Source organism: Arthrobacter sp. ISL-5 (assembly GCF_018613835.1).
GTDB lineage: Bacteria > Actinomycetota > Actinomycetes > Actinomycetales > Micrococcaceae > Arthrobacter.
This window is the reverse complement of record NZ_JAGGPM010000012.1, coordinates 98,842-121,496: the sequence shown is the minus strand read 5'-3', so window position 1 is coordinate 121,496 and position 22,655 is coordinate 98,842. Positions and strand designations below refer to the sequence as shown.

The 22,655-nt window shown below is 65.0% G+C and carries 24 protein-coding genes; 20 read left to right on the top strand and 4 right to left on the bottom strand.

The genetic code is table 11. The annotated features are described in order from the left end of the window. Positions 1-14 precede the first annotated feature (14 nt). The 5 genes from J7I89_RS06440 (at position 15) to J7I89_RS06420 (ending at position 4,296) form a co-directional block, all read left to right on the top strand. On the top strand, positions 15-1,022 hold the full coding sequence (locus J7I89_RS06440; RefSeq protein ID WP_214968389.1) for a carbohydrate ABC transporter permease: 1,008 nt from the start codon (positions 15-17) through the stop codon (positions 1,020-1,022). A 2-nt stretch (positions 1,023-1,024) separates the two neighbouring features. Further along, complete coding sequence (locus J7I89_RS06435; protein ID WP_214968388.1) at positions 1,025-1,933, top strand: carbohydrate ABC transporter permease; 909 nt, start codon at positions 1,025-1,027, stop codon at positions 1,931-1,933. Next, a complete protein-coding gene (locus J7I89_RS06430; protein ID WP_214968386.1) occupies positions 1,930-2,889 on the top strand; it encodes a sugar kinase in 960 nt (319 codons plus the stop codon). Before J7I89_RS06435 ends, J7I89_RS06430 begins: the two co-directional genes overlap by 4 nt. A 56-nt stretch (positions 2,890-2,945) precedes the next feature. Further along, positions 2,946-3,587 carry a bifunctional 4-hydroxy-2-oxoglutarate aldolase/2-dehydro-3-deoxy-phosphogluconate aldolase gene (locus J7I89_RS06425; protein WP_251044993.1) on the top strand — a complete coding sequence of 214 codons (642 nt, stop codon included), beginning with the start codon at positions 2,946-2,948 and terminating at the stop codon, positions 3,585-3,587. A gap of 205 nt (positions 3,588-3,792) precedes the next feature. Next, positions 3,793-4,296: an HAD family phosphatase gene (locus tag J7I89_RS06420; protein ID WP_214968382.1), complete on the top strand. Its 504-nt coding sequence runs from the start codon at positions 3,793-3,795 to the stop codon at positions 4,294-4,296. A 52-nt stretch (positions 4,297-4,348) separates the two neighbouring features. Here the strand turns inward: J7I89_RS06420 and J7I89_RS06415 are convergent, their stop codons facing one another. Both J7I89_RS06415 and J7I89_RS06410 read right to left on the bottom strand, forming a co-directional pair. Next, complete coding sequence (locus tag J7I89_RS06415; RefSeq protein WP_214968380.1) at positions 4,349-5,413, bottom strand: Gfo/Idh/MocA family oxidoreductase; 1,065 nt, start codon at positions 5,411-5,413, stop codon at positions 4,349-4,351. 2 nt (positions 5,414-5,415) lie between these two features. Then, the gene (locus J7I89_RS06410; protein ID WP_214968378.1) at positions 5,416-6,600 is read right to left on the bottom strand and encodes a Gfo/Idh/MocA family protein; all 1,185 of its coding nucleotides are present in this window, start codon (positions 6,598-6,600) and stop codon (positions 5,416-5,418) included. Positions 6,601-6,704: 104 nt separating this feature from the next. On the opposite strand from J7I89_RS06410, the gene J7I89_RS06405 reads away from it, so the two are divergent. From J7I89_RS06405 to J7I89_RS06345, 13 genes are all read left to right on the top strand, one after another. Beyond that, the gene (locus J7I89_RS06405; protein WP_308159816.1) at positions 6,705-7,739 is read left to right on the top strand and encodes a LacI family DNA-binding transcriptional regulator; all 1,035 of its coding nucleotides are present in this window, start codon (positions 6,705-6,707) and stop codon (positions 7,737-7,739) included. Positions 7,740-7,828: 89 nt separating this feature from the next. Next, on the top strand, positions 7,829-8,647 hold the full coding sequence (locus tag J7I89_RS06400) for an HAD family hydrolase (protein ID WP_214968375.1): 819 nt from the start codon (positions 7,829-7,831) through the stop codon (positions 8,645-8,647). 116 nt (positions 8,648-8,763) lie between these two features. Continuing rightward, the gene (locus tag J7I89_RS06395) at positions 8,764-9,006 is read left to right on the top strand and encodes a hypothetical protein (protein ID WP_214968373.1); all 243 of its coding nucleotides are present in this window, start codon (positions 8,764-8,766) and stop codon (positions 9,004-9,006) included. Between the two features lie 33 nt (positions 9,007-9,039). After that, positions 9,040-9,882 carry a glycerophosphodiester phosphodiesterase gene (locus J7I89_RS06390; RefSeq protein ID WP_374102002.1) on the top strand — a complete coding sequence of 281 codons (843 nt, stop codon included), beginning with the start codon at positions 9,040-9,042 and terminating at the stop codon, positions 9,880-9,882. A 412-nt stretch (positions 9,883-10,294) separates the two neighbouring features. Then, positions 10,295-11,578, top strand: a complete 1,284-nt coding sequence (locus tag J7I89_RS06385; protein WP_214968371.1) for a sugar ABC transporter substrate-binding protein — start codon at positions 10,295-10,297, stop codon at positions 11,576-11,578. 66 nt (positions 11,579-11,644) lie between these two features. Beyond that, positions 11,645-12,532 (top strand): carbohydrate ABC transporter permease, encoded by an 888-nt coding sequence (locus tag J7I89_RS06380; RefSeq protein ID WP_214968369.1) that lies wholly within the window; start codon positions 11,645-11,647, stop codon positions 12,530-12,532. Continuing rightward, positions 12,532-13,485, top strand: a complete 954-nt coding sequence (locus J7I89_RS06375) for a carbohydrate ABC transporter permease (RefSeq protein WP_214968367.1) — start codon at positions 12,532-12,534, stop codon at positions 13,483-13,485. The genes J7I89_RS06380 and J7I89_RS06375 overlap by 1 nt, the downstream gene beginning before the upstream one ends. A gap of 80 nt (positions 13,486-13,565) precedes the next feature. After that, positions 13,566-13,715, top strand: a complete 150-nt coding sequence (locus J7I89_RS06370; protein WP_214968365.1) for a hypothetical protein — start codon at positions 13,566-13,568, stop codon at positions 13,713-13,715. A 47-nt stretch (positions 13,716-13,762) separates the two neighbouring features. After that, complete coding sequence (locus J7I89_RS06365; protein ID WP_214968362.1) at positions 13,763-14,806, top strand: LacI family DNA-binding transcriptional regulator; 1,044 nt, start codon at positions 13,763-13,765, stop codon at positions 14,804-14,806. Positions 14,807-14,846: 40 nt separating this feature from the next. Continuing rightward, on the top strand, positions 14,847-16,430 hold the full coding sequence (locus J7I89_RS06360; RefSeq protein ID WP_214968361.1) for a glycoside hydrolase family 32 protein: 1,584 nt from the start codon (positions 14,847-14,849) through the stop codon (positions 16,428-16,430). 23 nt (positions 16,431-16,453) lie between these two features. Continuing rightward, positions 16,454-17,794 carry a right-handed parallel beta-helix repeat-containing protein gene (locus J7I89_RS06355; RefSeq protein ID WP_214968359.1) on the top strand — a complete coding sequence of 447 codons (1,341 nt, stop codon included), beginning with the start codon at positions 16,454-16,456 and terminating at the stop codon, positions 17,792-17,794. Between the two features lie 320 nt (positions 17,795-18,114). Continuing rightward, the gene (locus J7I89_RS06350; RefSeq protein WP_214968358.1) at positions 18,115-18,348 is read left to right on the top strand and encodes a DUF6480 family protein; all 234 of its coding nucleotides are present in this window, start codon (positions 18,115-18,117) and stop codon (positions 18,346-18,348) included. 107 nt (positions 18,349-18,455) lie between these two features. Beyond that, the gene (locus J7I89_RS06345; protein ID WP_214968356.1) at positions 18,456-19,580 is read left to right on the top strand and encodes a glycerate kinase; all 1,125 of its coding nucleotides are present in this window, start codon (positions 18,456-18,458) and stop codon (positions 19,578-19,580) included. 32 nt (positions 19,581-19,612) lie between these two features. On the opposite strand, the gene J7I89_RS06340 is transcribed toward J7I89_RS06345, so the two are convergent. Beyond that, positions 19,613-20,275, bottom strand: coding sequence for a DUF6766 family protein (locus J7I89_RS06340; protein ID WP_214968355.1), 663 nt, complete (start codon positions 20,273-20,275; stop codon positions 19,613-19,615). 94 nt (positions 20,276-20,369) lie between these two features. Beyond that, positions 20,370-20,858 carry a DUF6328 family protein gene (locus tag J7I89_RS06335; RefSeq protein WP_214968353.1) on the bottom strand — a complete coding sequence of 163 codons (489 nt, stop codon included), beginning with the start codon at positions 20,856-20,858 and terminating at the stop codon, positions 20,370-20,372. A gap of 257 nt (positions 20,859-21,115) precedes the next feature. Here J7I89_RS06335 and J7I89_RS06330 point away from each other — a divergent pair, with 257 nt between their 5' ends. Continuing rightward, positions 21,116-22,015, top strand: coding sequence for an SDR family oxidoreductase (locus tag J7I89_RS06330; RefSeq protein WP_214968351.1), 900 nt, complete (start codon positions 21,116-21,118; stop codon positions 22,013-22,015). Positions 22,016-22,093: 78 nt separating this feature from the next. After that, on the top strand, positions 22,094-22,642 hold the full coding sequence (locus J7I89_RS06325; protein WP_214968350.1) for a hypothetical protein: 549 nt from the start codon (positions 22,094-22,096) through the stop codon (positions 22,640-22,642). Positions 22,643-22,655: the final 13 nt, after the last annotated feature.

Sequence of the window (22,655 nt, the reverse complement as noted above, 5' to 3'; positions counted from 1 at the left end):
GGATCAGTTCTCACATGACAACTTCAACAGCACTGCCGCCCGCGCCGGCCAGCCCCGGCCCACGGCCCACGAAACAAGTCCCCCACAACGTCAAGACCTCCCGCCGGGCGGCCTGGATCTTCGCCCCCAGCCTTCTGGTCAGCTTCCTCTTCGTCTATGTCTTCATTGGCATCACGGTCTACATCTCCCTGTCGAACTGGAAGATCGGCACTAGCCCGAATCTGTCGCTGCGCCAGCCCCTCGGAGGCACCTACGCCGAGATCGTCCAGGAACAGCGCTTCCAGGCAGACATCCGCAACGTGGTGATCTTTACCGTCATCTTCCTGGTCCTGGCCATCCTCGGCGGACTCATCGCGGCCCTCTTCATCCACCATGTCTCCGTGGGCAAGGGCCTGTTCCGGACCGTCTTCCTCCTGCCTTACGCCCTGTCCTTCATCGTCACCGGTGTTGCCTGGCGCTGGATTTTCTCTCCCTCCACCGGCGTCAACGAAATCCTCCGAAGCATGGGCATCGAGAACCCGCCCGGCTGGACCACGGACCCGACCATCCTGGGGGCGCTGAACAACCCCTCAGGTACGGACTTCCTGAAGGTTCAGTTCGGCATCCCGGTGGCGCTGCTGCCGATCATCTTCGCTGCGGCCTGGCAGCTCGTGGGCTTCGCGATGGCCATGTACCTGGCCGGCCTTGCCTCCATCCCTGAAGAGCATCTCGAGGCGGCTAGCGTTGACGGGGCCAATGTCTGGCAGCGCCTGCGGCACATCGTCCTGCCTCAGCTGTGGCCCTCCACCATCACCTGCTTCGTGCTCCTGCTTCACGTGGCCCTGAAAATCTTCGACCTCGTCGTCGCCATGTCAGGCTCCGGCCCCGGCTTCGTCACGGACGTCCCCGGCATCTACATCTACAACTACCTCACCAGCCGATACGACAAAGCCTCCGCAATGGCGATCATCCTGCTCCTGCTAACCCTCGCGGTAATCGTCCCGTACCTCATCCGCGGATACCGGAAAGAGCGAAAGGCATAGAAATGGCCGTCGAAACACTCGAAGCGACCCCGTCCCAGCCTGTCCGAGAGGCCCGCCGACGCCCCGGAAAGCCGGCCCCCAAACCCCGGTCCTGGAGCCTGCCCAAGTCTCTTGGCGGCTGGATCGTCCTGGCTGTCTGCACCATTGCCACGCTTGGCATGCTGGTGCCTGTCTACGTCATAATCACCACGGCACTCTCCGGAAGCACCGGGGCGCCGAACTTCTTCCTCGCCTTCCCCGATGCGCCCAGCCTGGATGCCTTCAAGGGCGCCTGGACAAAACTCCACGGCTCCCTGGCCAATTCACTGCAGATCACCGTCCCGGCTGCCCTGATTTCCTGCCTCCTCGGATCGATCAACGGCTATATCCTGTCCAAGTTCCCCTTCCGGGGGTCCAACGCGCTCTTCACGGTTCTGCTCGTGGGTATGTTCATCCCGTTCCAGGCCGTCATCATCCCCGTCTTCCAGTTCCTGAACATGCTGCACCTGCAGGGAAGCATCATCGGTCTGATCCTGGTCCACATCATCTACGGCATCCCGATCACCACACTGATTTTCCGGAACTACTACGAGGGCATTCCCAGCGCCATCATCGAAGCTGCGTCCATCGACGGTGCAGGGATCTGGAAAACCTACTTCCGAGTGATGCTGCCGCTCTCCGTTCCCGGCTTTGTAGTCGCCGGAATCTTCCAGTGCACCAACATCTGGAATGACTTCCTCTTCGGCTTCATCCTGGCCTCCCCGGCCGCGTGGCCTGCCACCGTGACCCTGAACAACCTCATCGGAACAACCACCGTTGACTACTCCGAGCTGATGGCCGGCGCCGTGCTGGTCGCCGCACCCACCGTCCTGCTCTACCTCGTCCTCGGCCGGTTCTTCGTCAGCGGCCTCACCGCAGGAGCCGTGAAATGAGCATGGACGTGCTCTGCGTCGGCGAAACCATGGCCGTCGTCACTCCGGCAAAGGCCCAGCCACTGAGCGAGGCTGAAGAATGTTTGCTGGGATACGGGGGAGCGGAGTCCAACGTCGCCGCGCACCTGGCCGAATTCGGGTACCGGGCCGGGTGGGCAAGCCGCCTCGGCCAGGACCCGTTCGGTGACCGCATCATGGAGGGCCTGGCCGCCCGGGGCGTGGACGTCAGCCTGGTCACCCGCGACAGCACCGCCCCCACGGGCGTGTACTTCAAGGACCCCGACCTGGGCCACGGCGCCAGGACGCTCTATTACCGGGCCGGGTCAGCTGCCTCAGCGATGGCGCCGGAGGATTCCGGCGCCTGGCCGCTGGAGCAGACCGGCTGGATCCACACCAGCGGCATCAATGCCGCCCTGTCGGCCAGCTGCTCGGCACTGACGGAGCACCTCCTCACCCACGCTCGCGAGAAGGGATACAAGGTCTCCTTCGACGTCAACTACCGCCCCGCTCTGTGGGGCGTCGACGCCGCCGGACCGCGTCTGCTGGAACTGGCCGCCAGCGCCACTGTCGTCCTCGTGGGGCTCGATGAAGCAGAAACCCTGTGGGGATGCACCGCGGCGGAACAGGTATCGGCACTCCTGCCCGGTCCCCGCCATCTGGTCATCAAGGATTCGGCCGCCGAGGCAGTGGAATTCGTCAGGGAACACGCCAAGGAAGAACGCGCCTTTAGGGTGCCGGCACACCGGGTCCAGGTGGTCGAACCCGTGGGCGCGGGCGACGCGTTCGCGGCCGGATACCTGGCCGGCCTTCTCCGCGGAGACCAACCCGACGACAGGCTCGCCCTGGGACATTCCTTCGCCGCCTGGACACTGGGCACCCGCGCCGACTTCCGCCCGGGCCACGGAACCAAACCCCGCAGCTACGACGCCGGGCAGCATCATGCAACCGTGAGCTGACGGCACCGGCGATCCGGGGAAACACCGCCCCGCACCACGACATGAAAGAGAACACCTTGGCAGCCCACACATTGCTCCACGACTGGTTTGACGACGACTTCTTCCGGGTCCCGGTCATCGCCGTACTCCGCGGCCTCACACCCGGCGAGGCAGTCAGGTCCGCCACCCGGGCCTGGGACGCAGGCGTCCAGCACGTCGAAGTCACCATCGAAACCCCCGAAGCCGTCCGCACGCTGGCAGCAGTGGCCAGCGCCGCCGCCGAACGCGGCGTGGCCGTGGCCGCAGGCACCATCATCAGAATCGACCAACTGGACGCCGCGGCATCCGCCAACGCATCTTTCACAGTCTCCCCAGGACTGGATGAAGGAATCATCCAAGAGAGCATCCGCCGCGGCATGCCGCACCTCCCGGGCGTGGCCACGGCGGGCGAAATCCTCCGCGCCAAGGCCTTCGGCCTCACCTGGCTCAAGGCCTTCCCCGCCTCGGTTCTCGGCCCCGACTGGGTCAAGGCCATGAAAGGACCTTTCCCCGACGTGCAGTTCGTCGCCACCGGCGGCATGAAGGCGGCCACCGCGCTGACCTACCTCGCAGCCGAAGTCAGCGTCGTAGGCTTGAGCTCAGACTTCTCCTCCGACGAGGGGGCGGACGCGGTTCGGGATCTGCTCGCATCCGTCGCCGGGAACGCGGTGGGTGGATGAGCGCAGCAGCAGGTCTCCGGAATTCCGAAAGGACGGTCGGGGCCATGACTTCAATGGACCCGCATGAGCTCAAAGCCGTTCTCTGGGATATGGACGGCACCCTGGTTGACACAGAGCCGTTCTGGATGGCTGTCCAGCGGGATCTTGCGGAGACGCACGGCGACAGTGGACCGCCGACAACGCCCGCTCCACTGTCGGGCAGGCCATGCAGGTCTCCGCTGCCATACTTCAGCAACACGGCGTACCCCTGTCCGCCGAGGAGATCATCAGCGAGCTCCTCAGGCGTGTCGTGGCGAAACTCCAAGAGGGCATCCCGTGGCTCCCCGGCGCCGAAAGGATCCTCGCTGAACTAGCGGCGGCCCGGATACCCTCGGCCCTGGTCACCATGGCCTTCAGCCCGGTCGCCACCCGCGTGGCATCCGCAGCACCCATCGGAACCTTTCACGCCGTCGTCGCCGGTGACATGGTCCCGCAGGGAAAGCCCCACCCGGCCCCCTATCTGGCGGCCGCCGAACTCCTCGGCGTTGAGCCCTCTAATTGTGTGGCTGTGAAGGATTCCGTCAGCGGCACAACAAGTGCCCAGGCCGCCGGGATGGAAGTCGTGGTGGTCCCGGGAGTTGTCCGGCCCTCCTCCGCCGCCGGCCGCCACTTTGTGACGTCGCTTGAAGCCGTCACCGTGGAGAGCCTCCGGAACATACTCCGCAGGTAGTGGCCCACCCGATTCGCCACGACATGAGGGCCGGAACAAAACGTGCCGGTGATCAGGCCGATCCATGGAGCGCTGAAGGGACCAGGACGGGTTCGTAGTTGATTGTTTCGGTTCGTCCGCTGCGGAGCGAAGCCATGGCCGCCTCCGCGATGGCCTGGGCCTTCAGCCCGTCCTCGAGCGACGGGGTGATCAGTGCGCCCTCGATCAGTGCGCCGTCGCCCAGGGCGCACTTGTCCAACGCCGCGACGAAGTGGGCGAGCGCGGCCGCGTAGGTGGGCTGGACCCGTTCGAACCAGCCCGGGTGCAGGCCGTCGTCGATGACGCGCCCGGCCTGGTAGCGGGATACTGCGCCCGTCCGGTGGCGGCGCGCCTCGGCCATGCCTGTGGACCCCATGATCTCGATGCGTTCGTCGTAGCCGTAGCCGGTGCGGCGTGCACAGTCGATCTGCACCAGGGCGCCGCCGGGGAGCCGGAGCGTCACGGCGGAGGTGTCAACGTCGCCGTATTCCTCCAAGCGGGGTTCGGCCAGTGCGGATCCGGTGGCGAAGACCTCCACCGGGTCGAGGCCGGTGAGCCAGCGGGCCAGGTCGAAGAAGTGAACGGCCTGATCGCGCATCTGGCCGCCGGACGTGGCGATGTAGGACAGCGGCGGCATCGCGGGGCCGCGGCTGGACAGCTGAATGAGTTCAACCTTGCCGATCTCACCGGCGTCAACAATCCGCTTGAGCTCGGCATAGTCGCTGTCGAACCGGCGGTTGAAGTCCATCATCACCGGAATCGCGCGCTCAGAGGCGTAGGCGGCAGTCTCCCGGGCATGCTCCAGGTCCAGATCGATCGGTTTCTCGCAAAGCACCGCCAGGCCGGCCTCGGCCGCGCGGCGCAGGTGCTGCGCATGCGTATCGGTGGAGGATGCGATGAAGACCGCGTCGATGGCCGAGGGGTCAAACACCTCATCCAGCGAGGTGGCTGCCCGCGCGCCGTGGGCTGCGGCCAGGGTTTGGGCCCGGTCTTGATCGACGTCGTAAACCAGACGGAAGTCGACGTGAAGGTTGGCCGCAAGGTTTGCGGCGTGGACGGATCCGATGAATCCTGCCCCGATGAGTGCGAAGCGTTGCATGGCTAGACCCGTGCTTTCTCTGCGGCGCCCGCCGGGACGGCCCAGGCGGCATCGTTGTGGTGGGAGGCCGCGACGGCTTCGACAAACCTGACGCCGGCGAGGCCGTCCTCGCCGGTGGGAAAGCTCAGCTCGCGCGTTGCGGGCAGGGTGCCATCCCGCCTGGCGCGCAGCTCCTCTGCCAGGTCGCGGTAGAAGTTGGCGAAGGCCTCGAGGAATCCTTCGGCATGCCCCAGGCCAACGCGGGTGAGGCGCGCCGCGTCCTCGGACAGTGTGCGGAGACCCTCCGTGAGGATGGTCGTGGTCCCGTCGAGGTCCTGCACCCTGAGGTGGTGGGGGTCTTCGTGATCCCACTCCAGGCTTCCCTGGTCGCCAAAGACGCGGATGCGCAGGCCGTGGTTGTGGCCGGTCGCGGCCATGCTGGCCCAGAGCCGGGCGGGAACCTCGCCGGTCAGCTGCAGTTCGACTGTGGCGTGGTCGAACACGCGCCTTCCGGGCACCAGCGTGTGCAGCCGCCCGGAAAGCCGCTCGGCCTCAAGCCCGGTGATGTAGCGCAGCAGGTGGAAGGCATGCGTGCCCAGATCGCCAACAACGCTGGGGAATCCGGCAATGTCCGGGTCAGTGCGCCAGGCGGCCTGCTTGTGTCCGAGCTGCTCCAGCGGAGTGGCGGCCCAGCCGGAAGCGTGCTCCACGTCCACGAACGTGATGTTGCCCAGCCGGCCGTCGCGGACCATCCGGGCCGCCTGGCGCACCATGGCATAGGCGGAGTAGCAGTGCGGGACCGCCAGCACCACGCCGTTGGCGGCGGCCACTTGGACCAGCTCCGCGGCGGTGGCCGAATCGCGCGTCAACGGCTTCTCGCACACCACCGAAATGCCCGCTTCGAGAAACGTCCGGGCGATCTCGAAATGGCTGTCGTTGGGCGTGGCGACAACAACGACGTCCACGGCGTCCTCGCGGTCAGCTTCGGCTTCGGCCATGTGCCGGTAGTCCCGGTAGACGCGGTCCTCCGGCACGCCCAGCTGGCCGGCCAGCACCGCAGCCTGGCGCTGTTCGCGGCCGAAGACGCCGGCCCGCAGGTCGAACTGGCCGTCCAGCCGCATGGCGGAGCGGTGGGTCTTGCCGATGTCCGCCCCGGACCCGCCTCCCACCATGCCGGCCAGCAACTGTCGTGTGTGCGGTGCGCTCATGAAGATTCTTCCCTCCTTGGAATTTCCTTGGACCGGTCCATAATGAGTGAAACGGGACGAAGCCGTCAACCCCTTAGGCTGAGATGGCACCGAGAGGAGTTACCGTGACCCACCCGTCCGCCGCGAGCGGCACGCCCGCCAGCAGGCCCACCATCCGTGACGTCGCCACCCGCGCCGGGGTATCGAAGTCGCTGGTCTCCCTCGTCCTGCAGGGTTCCGGGAACGTCAGCGAAAGCCGGCGCCGGGCGGTGCTGCAGGCGATGGAGGAACTGGGGTACCGCCCCAACAAGCTGGCCCGCGGGCTCTCGATGCCCCGCACCGGCACGGTCGGAGTCCTGCTGAACGACCTCCGTAACCCCTGGTTCGTCGAACTCCTGGAGGGGCTGACCGCCTCACTGCACGCAGCCGGAGTTTCACCCATCCTGGCGGACTCCTACACGGACCGCAGGGTGGGCCGGCGTTCCGTGGAAGCCCTGCTCGAACAGCGTATTGACGGGCTCGTGGTGGTAGGAACCACCACGGAATCATCCGCCATCGAAACAGCTGCCGCAGCTGTGCCGGTCGTTCTGGCAGGAACACTTGACCCTGCCCTGCCGGGCGTGGACATCGTGGTCAACGACGACGAAGCCGGCGCGCGGAAGGCAACCGAGCACCTGCTGGCCCTCGGCCACAAGCTCATCGCGCATCTGCAGGGCCCCGACGAGATCGGCAGGCGCCGGCGGGCGGGCTACGAGCATGCGATGAAGGCTGCGGGACTGGAACCCCGGGTCGTGTCGGGCGGCATGAGCGAGGAAAGCGGCTTCGCGGCCGCCGACCGCCTTCTGGCCGGCCCCGACCGGCCAACGGCAATCTTCGCCTTCAACGACGTCGCCTGCATCGGCGCCCTTTCGGCTGCGGCCGACCACGGCCTTGCCGTGCCGGGGGACGTCTCGCTGGTGGGGTATGACAACACGTACCTCGCGCGGATCCGCCACCTCTCCCTGACATCGGTGGACAACGGCAACCTCGCCGTCGGAGTCCAGGCAGGCAGGTTCATTCTCGAACGCATCGGAAGCCCTGACTTGCCGCGCCGACTGCATCTTGTGTCCAGCGAACTGCAGATACGGGGATCCACCAGCCACCCGCCCTCTGCCCCGTGAAGCGAGGCGCACCCCGTGAAGCGAGGCGCACCCCGTGACCCTGGACGACGGCGGCCGGGCGCCCCTCCGTGCCCACGTAGACTGGCAGCATGCGGTTGGTAGCAAGTGACATAGACGGAACGATCCTTGGGCACGATGGGAAAATCAGTGACCGCACCATCCGGGCCTTCCACGCCTGCCGGGGGGCCGGCGTCGAACTCGTCTTCGTCACCGGACGCCCGCCGCGCTGGCTGCATCCGCTCGAAGAGCAGCTGGGCCATACTGGGACGGTGATCTGTTCCAACGGTGCCGTGGTGTGGGACCTCGAGGCGGACAAGATGGTTTCCGCCCGGACCATGGCCCTCAATGACGTCTTTGAAGTCCGCCGGATCATCAAGAAACTGCGGCCCACGGCCCTCTTCGCCGCGGAAACCCTGACCGGCTTCCACCTCGAGCCCGGCTTCATCGAAAACGGCTCCAGCGAGCTTCTTTCCGAGTTCACGCCGGCGCCGCTGGCTGACACACTCACGGCGGATGACGCCGTCGTCAAATTCCTGGCGATTGTCCGTGAAGGCACCGCGGACGACTTCCTGGCCGAGGTGTCACCCGCCGTCGGGGACCTCGCCACCGTCACGCATTCGGCGCCCACCATCGCCATGCTGGAGCTGTCCGTCCCGGGCATCAACAAGGCCGTCACGCTGGCGGAGTATGCCGCCTCGCTGGGGATCGAAGCCGCCGACGTCGTGGCGTTCGGTGACATGCCGAACGACATCGAGATGCTCCGCTGGGCGGGCCACGGTTACGCCATGGCCAGCGGCCACCCGGAGGCGATCCGCGCCGCCGGGCAGCAGGCGCCGCACTTTGACGACGACGGCGTGGCCCAGATTCTCGAGGAAAAGCTCGCGGCGCTCGGCGTCAGGCTGCCGTAAACACTGCCGTTGCCGGCTTGCCACCGTTCTCCCAGCTGGCGGTCAACTCACGTTCACGTTCGCACCCTAGAGTGGGCGCGTCTGATGATTGATGTGTGTGAGCGATAGGGGACGTCGTGGCCAGGAACAAGACAGTCAGCGCGGCCGATATTCCGTTGCGCCGCGCGGAGCCGGATGCGCACTGGTCCGCCTTGCGTGCGGGCGACCGCGTCACCGTGCGGCTCAGTCCGGGATTCGAAACCGGCGGGCTCATTACTGCGGTCACGGCGGATCACACGGTGGTGTGGGTGGACCTCGACGGCGGCCGCGGCCGCACGCTGCTGCACTGCGGCGACGGCGTGGAGATCCTCCCGGGCTGACCGGGAACCCGGGCCCTCCGCTACGCTTCGAAGGTGACCGAACCGCTGCCTTTCTTCTCCGCTGCAGGGACCTTGGCCGGTCCTGATGCCGGGGATGTTCCCGGTGCGGGCCGGCCAATCGCCATGGCCCACCGCGGATTTTCCCGCGAAGGCCTGGAGAACTCGATGGCTGCGTTCCGCGCCGCCGTCGAACTCGGCTGCCGGTACGTCGAAACGGACGTCCACACCACGGCCGACGGCGTGCTGCTCCTCTTCCATGACCCCTCGCTGGACCGGCTCACGGACAGCATCGGGCGGATCTCCGGCCTCAGCGCGGAAGAGGTATCACGGGCCCGGATCCGCGGGACGGATCCGGTACCGACCTTCGATGATCTCGTGGCGGCCCTCCCGGACACCCGGTTCAACCTTGACGTCAAGGACTGGCGCTCCGTGCGCAGCCTCGCCGCCGCGATCGAACGCCACGGCGTCCATGACCGGGTGCTGATCGCAAGCTTCTCGGACCTCCGACGGCGGGCGGTGCTGAAGCTGCTCAGCCGCCGCACGGCGTCCTCGGCAGGGATCGTCGCCAACGCCCTGGTTTTCGTGCTGGGGCCCCTGCTGGCCGTTCCGGCGCTGGGCTCGTTGGTGCGGGCCGCGCTGCGCCGTGTGCTGGGCGGCGTGGACGCCCTGCAGGTGCCGGTCAGCTACAAGTCCGTTCCCGTGGTGACGCCGGGATATGTCCGCCGCGCCCATGAACTCGGGCTGTACGTGCACGTGTGGACCGTCAACGATCCTGCCGAGATGCGCCGGCTGCTGGACCTCGGCGTGGACGGCCTCGTTACGGACCGCGCCGACCTGCTCAAGGAAGTGCTGCAAAGCCGCGGCGAGTGGAACTGACCTGTTTGCGGGGTGTTGGTCGCCCTCGGCGGTGGCTGTGTTGGTGGTCCGCTCCGGTAGTGCGCACGGCTCGAAGCACTGCTCGAAGCACTGCTCTGCGGGCGGGATGCTGGGGGTGGGCTTGCGCGTTAAACTCCTTCATTGAGCTCTGTGGGAAGGCCTGACCCGGCGGAACACTGATGTTGCTTGCGCAGGTGCGCGATCTGCCAAAGTTGCCAAAACGGTTTTTCGCCGGTCCGGGATCACGTTAGGGCTTACTGCCCCCGGCCGTCAATAGGTGGAATGTCGGCTGATGTGACGCTTGACACTTTCCAAGAAGTGGTCTTAGTGTGAATGCCAAGTCGTTTTAGCAAAACGATTTTTCACCCCAGATTCTCGCCATTTCCGTTCGAGAGAAAGTGAGTCGACAGCGATGTCCACTCGAAAGACCATCAACAGGTTCGCCACCATCGGCGGCATCTGCACCGTCGTCGCCCTGGCGGCCGCCGGGTGCGGCGCAGGGGGCCCGGCGGCAACGTCGGGTAGCGCCGGCACCAGCACCGTCAACGTCCTGGTCGAGGCCGGCGGCCACGCCGAGCTGACGGGCGTCGCCGAGCAGTGCAAGAAGGACGCCGGTGTCGACGTGAACTTTGTCGAATTGCCCTACGACGGCATGTTCAACCGGCTCTCCAGCGAGTTCTCCTCCGGCACCGTTTCCTTTGACGTAGCAGCCCTGGACTCCGTCTGGCTGCCCAGCTTCAAGGATGCTGTCCAGCCCATCGATGAAATCTTCACCGACGAGGCCAAGAAGGACATCTTCCCCGCCCTCGTGAAGGAAGCGAACGTGGACGGGCACTTCATCGGCCTGCCCGCCTGGACCAACGCCGAAATCATCCTCTACCGCAAAGACCTCTTCGAGGATGCCAAGAACAAGGCCGACTTCCAGGCCAAGTACGGCTACGAACTCGCCGCACCCAGCACCTGGAAGCAGTACCAGGACATCTCCGAGTTCTTCACCAGGGACGGCATGTACGGCACCGACGTCAAGGGCGGTGTAGAAACCGAATGGCTGGCCCACGTTCTGCAGGCCGGCTCGCCCATGATCCTGGACGAAAACAACAAAGTGGTCATCGACAACGCCGCGCACAAGGAGGCCCTGGACTTCTACGTCAGCCTCACCAAGTCCGCTCCGTCCGGTGCCGCGCAGGTCGACTGGGCTGCCGCCCAAAACCTGTTCAACCAGGGCAAGACCGCAATGACCCGCTTCTGGGCCCACGCTTACCGGCAGATCCCCAAGGACTCACCGGTGGCCGGCAAAGTGGGAGCAGCTCCCATGATCGCCGGATCTGCCGGCATCGGGGGCGTCCCGGGACCCTGGTACCTCACAGTCCCGAAGGCAACCAAGAACACTGATGCAGCCAAGAAGTTCATCAAGTGCGCCTATGACAACAACAGCATGGGCATTGAATCCAGCCTCGGTCTGGCCTCGCGCATCTCAGCTTTTGAGAAGTACCAGGACAAGGAAGGCTACGAAAGCTTCGGTCCGCTGATCGAAACCCTCAACGGGAAAGCCACGGCCACCCGGCCGGCTACCGAGAAGTGGCAGCAGATCGTAGACACGGTACTGGTTCCCATGCTGCAGAAGGCCGTGGCCGGCGGTGACTCCGCAACCCTCCTCGCCGACGCTAAAAAGCAGATCGAGGACCTCCTCAAGTAAGACCCCGTGGCCGGCACCTGATTGACCGGTGCCGGCCGCGGTCCCCAACCAGCGGAAGAGAAAACCGTGCGTATCTCCGATCGCCGCTTCGCATTGTTCCTGATGACACCAGCGGCGCTGTTCCTGGCAGTGTTTGTCGCCTTCCCGCTGTTCCGCCTCGTGGCGGACAGCTTCTTCAAGATCTCGCCGATCGCCGGCGGCCCCCGCGACTTCGTGGGTCTGGATAACTACTTCCGGGCCTTCGCCTCCGAAGCCTTCATGGGTGCCGGATGGCGGACCCTGGCCTACACCCTGGTCGTGGTCACCCTCGAATTCGCCCTCGGCCTTGGCATGGCGCTGCTGTTCACCACCCTTGGGAGAAGCTCCCAAATTTGGCGGACAGTGTTCATGTACCCACTCATGATCGCCCCGATCGTGGCAGGCCTCCTCTGGAAGTTCCTGATGATCGACAACTTCGGCCTCATCGGAACCCTCCTGCACCAGGCCGGCATGCTGTCCAACCCCAACCAGATCGGCTGGCTCTCCGACCCGAATATAGTGCTCTACTCCGTCGCCATTCCTGACATCTGGCTGACCACATCGTTCATGTGTCTGGTGCTCTTCGCCGGGCTGCAGAACATCCCAGGGGACCTGATCGAAGCAGCACGCCTGGACGGCGCACGCGCACCAGCGATGCTGTTCCGCATCATCCTGCCCCTCCTGCGGCCGGTCATCGCCGTGGCACTGGTGGTCCGCGGCATCGATGCAGCCCGGGCGTTCGACACCATCCTTATCCAAACCAACGGCGGCCCGCAATCCGCCTCGGAAACCATGAGCCTGCTGATCTACCGGACCATGATCCGCTTCGGTGACCCCGGACTGGCCAGCGCCATGGGAACCCTCTACCTGCTGGCCATGCTCGCCGTCGCGTTCGTCGCGTTGTCCACCATCTGGCGGCCAGGAAAGGACAACTGATGCGCGTCGCTGAACGAACCAGGCCCGACGGCGGGAAGGCAGCACCGGTCGTTGCCGGACCTTCCGTGCCAACCACCACAAGGAGCAGCGGCCGCAAGCGCCGGGGCGTCAACCGTGAAGGCCTGGAAGCGGGCCGGCGGAGCACCAGAACCCTGCTTTGGGTCCTCCTCGCGGCAGCCATGGTGCTTTACGGTTTCCCGTTCCTGTACCTGCTCTTCACATCCTTCAAAACCCCGATCGATACCATCGCGGTGCCGCCGACCATCCTCCCCAGGGAATGGACGCTGGAGAACTACACCAACGCACTGGGCCGCAGCGGAGTCCTGGCCTCCTTCATCAACAGCATCCAGACGGCCATCATCAGCACCGTGCTGTCGCTTGTACTGGCAGTACCGGCCGCCTACGGCATCACCAGGTACAAAACTCTCAGCGGCCGGATCTTTATCATGGCCGCACTGGTCACCCGCATGGTGCCGCCGGTGGCAATCGGCATCCCGCTGGCCTCGATGATGGCATCCATGGGCCTGTCAGATACACCGATCGCACTGTCCATCGCCCACACCACCATCTCACTGCCGCTCTCGATCTGGCTGATGTCCAGCTTCTTCGAAGCCGTACCCAATGACCTGGAGGAAGCGGCCACGGTAGACGGCTGCAGCAGGCTCGGCGCTCTCTGGCGGGTGGTGATCCCGGTGGTCTCCGGCAGCATCGCCGTCACCGCGATCTTCGCCTTCCTCGCCTCCTGGAACGAGTTCCTCTTCGCCCTCCTGATGACAGCGATCCGCTCCCAGACAACGCCCGTGGTGATCGCGAACTTCCAGACCCAGTTCGGCCTGGACTGGGGGTCCATGACGGCGCTGGCCGCCGTGTATTCCATCCCGGTCATCCTCCTCACGCTTCTCTTGCAGCGCAAGATCGTCGCAGGCATGACGCTCGGCGCCGTCAAGGGCTAGACCACCAACAACGAAACGAACAACAACCCGCACGGGAAAATCGAAAGGTACGCAAGCGAACATGGAATTTTGGCAGCCAAATGGCCCGCTCAACGGTTTGGCGCAAGGGCAACGACTATTCCTCGGTAGCCTACTGGTGCAAGACCGGCAAGCACACGCACCACGAGCTGCCTCCGGTCGAGGAACGGCTTCCTCGCCGCTGGCCCGAACACGGCCTCTGGGACGAGTGAACCCGGCCCCTCAAGAGCATCACCAACCATAAGGACGTGGGAGACAGATGAGCAACAGGAACATCGGTATCAAGGACGTGGCCGTCGCCGCCGGCGTTTCCGTGACAACTGTCTCGCACGTCCTCAACGAGGTTTCCTACGCCCGAATCAGCCCCGAAACCAGGGACAAGGTCAGGACCATTGCGGAGCAACTAGGCTATGGCCCCAACCGCCTTGCCCAGGCCCTTCGCACCCAGAGGACCGGCATGCTGGGTCTGGTCAGCGAGGATATCGCCACCACGCCCCACGCCGGCCGGATCATCCTCGGCGCTGAGGAGGCTGCCAAAGCCCGAGGGTACAACCTCATGATCATCAACACCTCCGGCTCAGCCAGCCTCGAATCCCGGCAGGCCGACGTCGAGGCCCTCCTGGAACGCCGGGTGGACGGAATCCTCTACGCCACCATGTATCACCGCAACGTGGAGCTGCCGGCCAACCTCGGCAGCCTGCCCTCCGTCCTGGTCGACTCGGTGGCCACCGGCGGAGACATCACAGCCGTGATCCCGGACGAAGAAGGTGGTGCACGCGCCGCCGTGGGCGCGCTCCTCGAAGCGGGCCACACCCGGGTGGGCTTCATCAACAACACCGATGATGTCCCCGCAACCCGTCAGCGGCTCCAGGCCTTCCGGGCCACGCTAACTGAAGCGGGGCTCGACGGCGACGCGGCACCTGTTGAGTCCGAGGTCTCCGAGGTGCAAGGCGGCTATGAAGCGGCCCGGCGGATCCTCGCACGCGAGGACCCGCCCACCGGCTTGTTCTGCTACAACGACCGGATGGCGATGGGAGCCTACCGCGCCGCTGCGGAGTTGGGACTCACCATCCCCGCTGACCTTTCAGTGGTCGGCTTCGATGACCAGGAACTGATCGCCGCCAACCTTCACCCGGGCCTCACCACCGTGGCCCTGCCTCACTACGAGATGGGTGCTTGGGCCACCGAGCACCTGATTGACGCCGTCGAGGGGAAGACCGACCTTACCCTCATGGCACTTCACCCGACCATTCTGAGCTGCCCCCTCGTGCGCCGCGATTCCATCACGGCTCCCCGGCAATAGGCAGCCAGCCCCCTTCCACTTCCCAAGAGGAACGCCAGACATGTCCAGTTGCCTAGATGCCGCACGCCCGGAAACAGCCCCGGCCGGAACCTCCAGGTTCCGGCCTGCCATCCACTTCACGGCAAGGGATACCTGGCTGAACGATCCCAATGGCCTGGTCTTCTACGACGGCCTGTACCACCTCTTCTTCCAGAACAACCCGTACGGCAGCGTCTGGGGCAACATGTCCTGGGGCCACGCCACCTCCCGTGATTTGGTGCACTGGACGGAACACCCTGTTGCCATTGCCTGCGACGAGACAGAGGACATCTTCTCAGGGAGTGTCGTAGTCGACCACGGCAACACGTCCGGTTTCAGCACGGCGGACGCACCTGCCCTCGTAGCCATTTACACCAGTGCCTATAAAGCCGCGTCCGAACACAGCGGCACGCAGGCCCAGTCTCTGGCCTACAGCACAGACGCAGGAATGACGTGGCAAAAATACGAAGGAAACCCTGTCCTCACCAGAAACTCCGCGAACTTCCGCGATCCCAAAGTCTTCCGCTATCAAGGGGACCAAGGTGCCTGCTGGGTCATGGTCGCCGTCGAAGCGCAGCACCAAAAGGTGGTCTTCTATCGTTCGGAAGACCTCAAATCCTGGGACTTTTTGAGCGACTTCGGCCCGGCCAACGCCGACGCCGGCGAATGGGAGTGCCCCGATCTCTTTCCCCTGGCGGTGGACGGGGACCCGGACAACATCAAATGGGTACTGATCGTAAACATTAACCCCGGCGCAGTGGCAGGAGGTTCCGGCGGCCAGTACTTCATCGGGCACTTCGACGGCGCCCGGTTCCTCCCGGACGCCGGTTCACTCGCGGCGCCAGCGGGACTGGCCTCCCTCCCTGACCCCAAGGCGGGCTCTGCAGCCTTGCAGCACTGCCTGTGGCTGGACTGGGGACGCGACTGCTACGCCTCCGTTTCCTTTAGCAACGCCCCGGATGACCGGCGCATCCTCATCGGCTGGATGAACAACTGGGACTACGCCAACGAGCTGCCCACGGCCCCCTGGCGGTCCTCGATGACCCTCGCCCGCGAAGTGCGCCTCACAGCAGTCAACGGCTCCGCCCGTCTGATCCAGCAACCGGTCCTGGCCGACCTTTGCGCAGGAGAAGAGCTGCCTACTGCCAAGGACCAAATAAACGCAGACACCTTTGAGCTGCGAAATTCAGCCCTCCGATTGCCGGATGCGGTACCCGGTAGCGCCCAAATCATCGAGGCGGAGATACTGCCCGGAAGCGCCGAACGTTTTGATTTCCGACTCTTCGGAAGCAGTGACGGGAGCAAGGGCACCATTCTTAGCTACAACACAACCAGCGCCCAACTCATCCTTGACCGCAGACAATCAGGAAACACCTGCTTCCACGGGAAATTCGCTTCGGTCGAGTCAGCACCAGTTGACCTTGAAAACGGCGTGCTCAAATTACTCATCGTCGTGGACCACTGCTCGGTCGAAGTATTCGTCCAGGGAGGCAAGGTCGTCCTGACTGATCTCATCTTCCCCGAAACCGAAAACCCGGAGAACTGGCTATCGGCTGAGGGAGGCTCAGCAACAATACTGAAGCTCGCGGTCTCAACACTCAGTTAACCGCGACACAAAGGAAAGAAGCTATGTCAAGCAACAACTACTACGACGTGACTACGTGGCCCGTCGGCAATCCGTCCGAGGACGTCGGTGAAGTAATCAACAGCATCATCGCTGACATCAAGGACCGGCAGACCGTCACCGATGCGAACAATGGAGGAAAGCCAGGCGCGGTGATCTACATTCCGCCCGGGGACTACCACCTTCGTACGCAGGTGGTGATCGACGTCAGCTTCCTCAGGATCCATGGCTCGGGACACGGCTTTACGTCGTCGAGCATCCGGTTCAACGTTCCCGAAGACGAATGGCCCGACTTGCATGAGCTGTGGCCCGGAGGGAGTCGCATTCTCGTCGACATTCCCCTCGGCGGAGACGGCGAGGAATCCAAGGGAGCCGCCTTCTACGTTGAGCGAAGCGGGAGCCCGCGGATCAGCTCGGTCGAGTTCTCCAACTTCTGCATCGACGGGTTGCACTTCAACTCGGATGGCTCGGGGATGCATCCGGAGAACACGTACATCAACGGCAAGACCGGTATCTATGTCGCGAACGCCAATGACTCATTCCGCGTAACCGGCATGGGGTTCGTCTACCTTGAGAACGCCCTCACTATCTACAACGCGGACGCGCTTTCCGTTCACGACAACTTCATCGCTGAATGCGGAAGCTGCATCGAGCTGCGCGGGTGGGGACAGGCATCAAAGATCACCGACAACATGGTCGGAGCAGGCTTCAAGGGTCATTCGATCTACGCCGAGCACCATGGCGGGCTCCTGATAACCGCGAACAACGTCTTCCCCCGTGGTGCGAGCAGCATCCATCTCGAAGGCGTCACGCGTTCAAGCGTCACCAACAACCGTTTGCATTCGTTCTACCCTGGGATGCTGATTCTCGCAGCGAATAGTTCGGAAAACCTCGTGGCCACGAATCACTTCTTGCGTGACCATGAGCCCTGGACGCCCTTCCTGGGAGTCGACAACGGACTGAACGACCTCGACGGACTTCTCTGTGTCAGCGGCAGCAACAACTCTGTCGTCGGCAACCACTTCTCCCAGATCATCGACTCACAGAGCATCCGGCCGACAGGTGCGACGCCTGTCATCATCCGGCTGATGGCGGGGGTTGGCAACTTCGTCTCCAACAACCACGTGGTGGCGATGGACGTTCACTCCAAGTCAAGTGACTCCTGCTTCTCGGCTCAGGTGGACGCTCTGTTGACGACCGAGGCTTCGGACAGCCTCGCCGTTACGGCCGTCATGGTCGATTCCGAATCAGCTCGGAATACGATCCTTGATTCCGGAAGTGACGCCCAAGTTATCGCAGATAGGGCTGTTAACGCCTTTAGGGCCACACCCACGGTCGGTTTCTAGGCGGCACGTGCACTTGTGGCCCAGCAACCCGCCCAGGCCCGGCGATACCCCAGGGGATCACCATCATCGAGGGCAGCGGCCGCATACACGCGAAAAGCGTATGAAAATGAAGCAAAGACCCATCAGCTTGCTTCTTCTGTGCGGCCCGCGGCGCCGGCGCGGCCGAGGCTCCTTTGCCGCGCGCGGCATCTGACTGGTCCAGAATTATCAGCATGCTTACAATTAGTCCAGTGTCGCCGGGCCCGGAGGCGCCAAGCTCCACCGTCACCGACCCCCGGTGTCATCAGCAGATGACCCTAGCCACGGAGGACCGCAGGAACATGAGCACCTACCATCCCGAAAACGACCCCGCCAACCCGGACCGGCCCGCCCCGCGGGACGCCGCGGACGAACGGCCCCAGGCCGAGGCAGAACGCGAGGACTCGGCCAGCTCTCCGAATCCGGATCCGCTGAACGGCAACATCACCGGCCTTGAGCCCGGCGGCGGAGTGCCGCCCGGGGAGACGCCGCCCGCCGAAGACCAGATGAGCGGGGACCAGGGGCACGAGGAGTAGTCCCGCGCCGCACGCCGCACGCCGCACGCCGGCCGCCAGGCGTCACGCGCTGCCCGAATGACGGAAAGGGCAAGCGTATTCCCCTGCATTGCTGGCAGGATGGTGCCATGCGTATCCTCATCGCCCCGGACAAGTTCAAGGGGTCCCTCACCGCCGCCGAAGCCGCCGCCGCCATCGCCGAAGGTGCCCTCCGCGTCTATCCCGACGCCGTGGCTACCCAGTTTCCGGTGGCCGACGGCGGCGAAGGCACCCTCGAGGCAGCGGTCGCTGCCGGTTACGAGGAGCGGCTCAACGCCGTAGTGGGCCCAATCCTGGCGCCCATCGGCGCGGCATGGGCACTGCGGAAGGACGGCGCCGGCGGGGCCACGGCCGTGATCGAGACGGCCCAGGCGTCCGGCCTCGCCCACATGGAGCCCACGCCGGAGAACTCCCTTCGGGCGCACAGCTACGGCTGCGGCCAGCTGATCGCGGCTGCCCTCGATGCCGGCGCCACCGAGATCGTGCTGGGCGTCGGCGGCTCGGCCATGAGCGACGGCGGCAGCGGCGCCCTGCGTGCCCTGGGGCTCAAGCCGCTCGACGCCACCGGAAACGTGGTGCCGCTGGGCGGCGGATTCTTGGCTGACGCGGTGTCCGTGGATGTCTCGGGGCTGGACCCGCGCCTGTCGGCCGTGACATTCAGGATCGCCGTCGACGTCCAGAACCCGCTGTATGGCAGCACCGGCGCCGCGTATGTCTTCGGCCCGCAGAAGGGCGCCGACGGCGACGCCGTGGAAAAGCTCGACGCCGGCCTGCGCAACTGGGCGTCCCTCCTCCGGGAGGCTACGGGCCGGGACGTCAACGTTCCGGGCGCCGGAGCGGCCGGCGGGTTCCCGGCGTCGTTCCTTGCCTTCACGCGAGCCACGCTGGAAGGCGGCTTCGCGCTCGTGGCGGGGCTGACGGGACTCGCCGAACAGCTCAAGGACGCCGATCTGGTGATCACCGGGGAGGGCTCCATGGACTCGCAGTCCCTAACGGGCAAGGCGCCCATCGCCCTCGCGGATGCTGCCCGGGAGCGGGGTATCCCGGTGATTGTCGTGGCCGGCCGGATTTTGGTCACTCCGGAGGATCTGGCCGAACACGGCGTGGTCGCCGCGGCGCAGCTGCTGGACGTGGCCGACAGCCCGGAGGACGCCGTCGCCAATGCCGGAAAGTACCTCGCGTGGGCCACGAGGCAGGTGCTCGAAGGAGCCTGACCGCTGACCGTCCGTCGCTTTGAGGGCCCGACTCAGGCTCCGGTCTCGTAGTGCGGCTCGGCCACCGGTTTTGATTCGGGGGAGCCCTTCTCGCGCAGGTAGACGGACGTGCCCACCAGCACCGCCACGGCGAGGAACTCGCTTTGCCAGTTCTGGAAGGACTCGAACCAGAAGCGGCTCGTGGCGAGGTAGCCCAGGATGCTCACTGTCGGCTGGCCGTGGCTCTGCTGCTCGCTGTTGTATTCCTGGGTGCCGCCGATTGCGTGCAGTGCGAATGAGGCGAGGAACAGCAACAGGAACATGATCGACAGAGAGTGTTCATAGAGCTTGAGCACCACGCCGCCGCGCTTGACGGGCCAAGGCGTGGAAGGCTTGATGGTGGCGTCGCGCGGGTCCTGGTCCTGCGGTGCGTCCTGGCCCATGGGCTTGGATTCCGAGGACCCCTTCTGGAAGAGGAAGACGGTGAGGATGACGTACATGCCCATCTGCAGGAACTCGGATTCCCAGTTTTCAAACGTGGCCTCCATAAATGCGCCGGTTCCCAGATACTCCGCGATGGTGACGGCAGGCTCGCCGTGGGCCAGTTGGTCGTCGCTGTAGCTGCTGGCGCCACTGAGGATCATGCCGCCGAAAAAGATCAGGAACAGCGCCACGTTTGCCAATAGCAAACCGTGCTCTTTGACCCACTTACCCATTAGTCCTCCGCGCTAGTTGAATGGTGTCCACGCCTGATCAGTGTCTCCGTCCTGGATGTCCCTGCCCTCAATTTCGCCGCCCTGGCCTGGCAGCCTATTTCCGCGCCTGCCGATGCAGATGCAGGGGGACATAGGCCAGGAGGATGGTGAGCACCGCAAGGAGCACCCCTCCCGCGATGAGGCCGGCGCTGCGCCCGGCAGTGACGTCGAAGACAAGCGCGGCGGTCCCTACGCTGAGCGCCGCCACGCCTCCCAATGCGATCTTGGTGATGTTGTCCGCGCTGGTCACCAGGGTTTCCTTGAGCCGATGCCGGAAGAGCCTCCGGTGCACGCTGACCGGCAGCAGGATGAAGGCGGTGGTCAAAGCGGCAAGCGCCACATTCACGAGGTAAAGGTTGGTCTGAAAGTCGTCGAGCGTTTCGAACCGCTGCTGAAAGGGCAGCGTCAGCAGAAAGCCGGCAAGGATCTGCACGCCCGTCTGCAGCACGCGCAGCTCCTGGATCAGTTCCATCCAGTTCCGGTCGAGCTGTTCCTCCCGCGTCTCATGCCTGCCACTGCCAGCCGGACTCTCGGGATCCGTCATGCATCCTCCTCCATCGGCGTCGCGGCTGCCTCTTTTGCTCCAAACCTAGGCTCAACCCTAGCCGAATTCAACAACTGCTAAGTTTGCTGTCTATTTTCGTCCAGATGGTGGACTTGGTCGTCAAACCTGCGTTAGGTTCGAAGAGCCGGACCGGCCGGCCGTGCCGGAGCGGGGACGGACCTTGCACCTACCGCCCGTAGTGCCGGCCCTGAACGATCTGCACTGTTAGTAGCCCGACACTTTTGAGTAGGTGGACTATGAGTGATTCAGCGAAGCAGCCTGACCAGCCCGCCGATCCCCGGGGGACGTACCACTCGGGGCCGTTTCCGAAGCAAGAACAGAAACAGCCGGGCCTCACTGCCCCGATGGATCCCCAGCCGGACCACGGCGAGCTGAGCTACGAAGGCAGCGGCGCGCTGCAGGGCAAGGCGGCGCTCATCACGGGCGGCGATTCCGGGATCGGCAAGGCCGTGGCCATCGCGTTCGCCCGGGAGGGGGCCGACGTCGCCATCTCCTATCTTCCCGAGGAAGAGGACGACGCCCAGGACACCGCCGCATGGATCCGCAAGACCGGCCGGCGTGCGCTGCTCCTCGCCGGGGACGGCCGGACAGAGGAGTTCAGCACGAGGTTGGTGGATGACGCCGTGGCGGAGTTCGGCCGGCTGGATGTGGTGGTGTTGAACGCTGCCTACCAGAAAAACCGGGAGAGCTTCGAATCGCTCCCCACCGAAGAGTTTGACCGCGTTTTCAAGACCAACCTGTACTCGCTGCTGTGGACTGCCCGCGCGGCTGTGCCCCACCTCAAGGCCGGTGCGTCCATCATCACCACGGCGTCCATCCAGGCCTTCAACCCGTCCCCGGGGCTCATTGACTACGCCATGACCAAGGCAGCCCAGGTCGCCTTCACCAAGGCCCTCGCCCAGGAGCTCGGACCCAAGGGAATCCGCGTCAACGCCGTGGCGCCCGGCCCCATCTGGACCCCGCTCATTCCGGCCACCGAATGGCCTGACAAGCTACCCAAATTTGGCCAGGACACGCCCCTGCAGCGGGCAGGTCAGCCCGCCGAGCTGGCCCCCGCCTACGTCCTGCTGGCATCCGACGCAGGTTCGTACATGTCCGGGGCAGTGGTACCGGTCACCGGCGGCAAGGGACTCTGACTGCGGCGCCGGGGTTTGACCATCAGCAACTTCCAGTAATTTCCAGCCAACCATTTCCAGCCAACCAGGAGGAAAAACATGAGCCAGGACAACCAGCACGCAGCCCCTGAAGAGGTGGCGGGAGGTTACGGCACGCCCACCGTGGAGCAGGAAACCGGCGGAGATGCCCAGCAATTCGCCCAGCCCCGCGAGGAGGAGGATTTCGATGCCGCGGGCCTGAACCAGAACAGCCCGGACGGCGAAACCTTCGATACCGGCACCCCCAACCTCAGCCACTTCGCCGAAGAGGACCAGGACAGCGCCGGCGAGCCCGGGGCAGGCCGCTTCGGAGGTACCGACGAGCAGCTCCACGCAGAGGGTGACAGCGGCGGGGCGGGATTCGACCAAGACTCAGGGGGGTCGCCCATTCCGCGCGATCCCGGTGCTCCTCCCGGGGCCCGCTCAGATGATGCCGCGGTGCCGTCTGCGGACGCCGAAATCGATGAGGGCAATGCGGACGAGCCGGGCTCCGGGCAGTTCTCCTCGGAACCGGGGCAGGAGGCCGCCGGGCTGCCGGACGGCAGCGGCAACGACCTGCCGAAGGAAAAGTCCCCCAACGACGAGGACGAAACGTTCGACGCCGGGTAGCCGCGGGCCGGGA

Bases quoted from the DNA above. Each gene is read 5' to 3' on its own strand.
- J7I89_RS06370 (WP_214968365.1), top strand. From the start codon at position 13,566: ATGGCCCGCTCAACGGTTTGGCGCAAGGGCAACGACTATTCCTCGGTA.
- J7I89_RS06330 (WP_214968351.1), top strand. From the start codon at position 21,116: ATGAGTGATTCAGCGAAGCAGCCTGACCAGCCCGCCGATCCCCGGGGG.
- J7I89_RS06340 (WP_214968355.1), bottom strand. From the start codon at position 20,275: ATGGGTAAGTGGGTCAAAGAGCACGGTTTGCTATTGGCAAACGTGGCG.
- J7I89_RS06420 (WP_214968382.1), top strand. From the start codon at position 3,793: ATGCAGGTCTCCGCTGCCATACTTCAGCAACACGGCGTACCCCTGTCC.
- J7I89_RS06335 (WP_214968353.1), bottom strand. From the start codon at position 20,858: ATGACGGATCCCGAGAGTCCGGCTGGCAGTGGCAGGCATGAGACGCGG.
- J7I89_RS06415 (WP_214968380.1), bottom strand. From the start codon at position 5,413: ATGCAACGCTTCGCACTCATCGGGGCAGGATTCATCGGATCCGTCCAC.
- J7I89_RS06325 (WP_214968350.1), top strand. From the start codon at position 22,094: ATGAGCCAGGACAACCAGCACGCAGCCCCTGAAGAGGTGGCGGGAGGT.
- J7I89_RS06350 (WP_214968358.1), top strand. From the start codon at position 18,115: ATGAGCACCTACCATCCCGAAAACGACCCCGCCAACCCGGACCGGCCC.
- J7I89_RS06355 (WP_214968359.1), top strand. From the start codon at position 16,454: ATGTCAAGCAACAACTACTACGACGTGACTACGTGGCCCGTCGGCAAT.
- J7I89_RS06430 (WP_214968386.1), top strand. From the start codon at position 1,930: ATGAGCATGGACGTGCTCTGCGTCGGCGAAACCATGGCCGTCGTCACT.
- J7I89_RS06400 (WP_214968375.1), top strand. From the start codon at position 7,829: ATGCGGTTGGTAGCAAGTGACATAGACGGAACGATCCTTGGGCACGAT.
- J7I89_RS06410 (WP_214968378.1), bottom strand. From the start codon at position 6,600: ATGAGCGCACCGCACACACGACAGTTGCTGGCCGGCATGGTGGGAGGC.
- J7I89_RS06385 (WP_214968371.1), top strand. From the start codon at position 10,295: ATGTCCACTCGAAAGACCATCAACAGGTTCGCCACCATCGGCGGCATC.
- J7I89_RS06435 (WP_214968388.1), top strand. From the start codon at position 1,025: ATGGCCGTCGAAACACTCGAAGCGACCCCGTCCCAGCCTGTCCGAGAG.
- J7I89_RS06365 (WP_214968362.1), top strand. From the start codon at position 13,763: ATGAGCAACAGGAACATCGGTATCAAGGACGTGGCCGTCGCCGCCGGC.
- J7I89_RS06440 (WP_214968389.1), top strand. From the start codon at position 15: ATGACAACTTCAACAGCACTGCCGCCCGCGCCGGCCAGCCCCGGCCCA.
- J7I89_RS06345 (WP_214968356.1), top strand. From the start codon at position 18,456: ATGCGTATCCTCATCGCCCCGGACAAGTTCAAGGGGTCCCTCACCGCC.
- J7I89_RS06360 (WP_214968361.1), top strand. From the start codon at position 14,847: ATGTCCAGTTGCCTAGATGCCGCACGCCCGGAAACAGCCCCGGCCGGA.
- J7I89_RS06375 (WP_214968367.1), top strand. From the start codon at position 12,532: ATGCGCGTCGCTGAACGAACCAGGCCCGACGGCGGGAAGGCAGCACCG.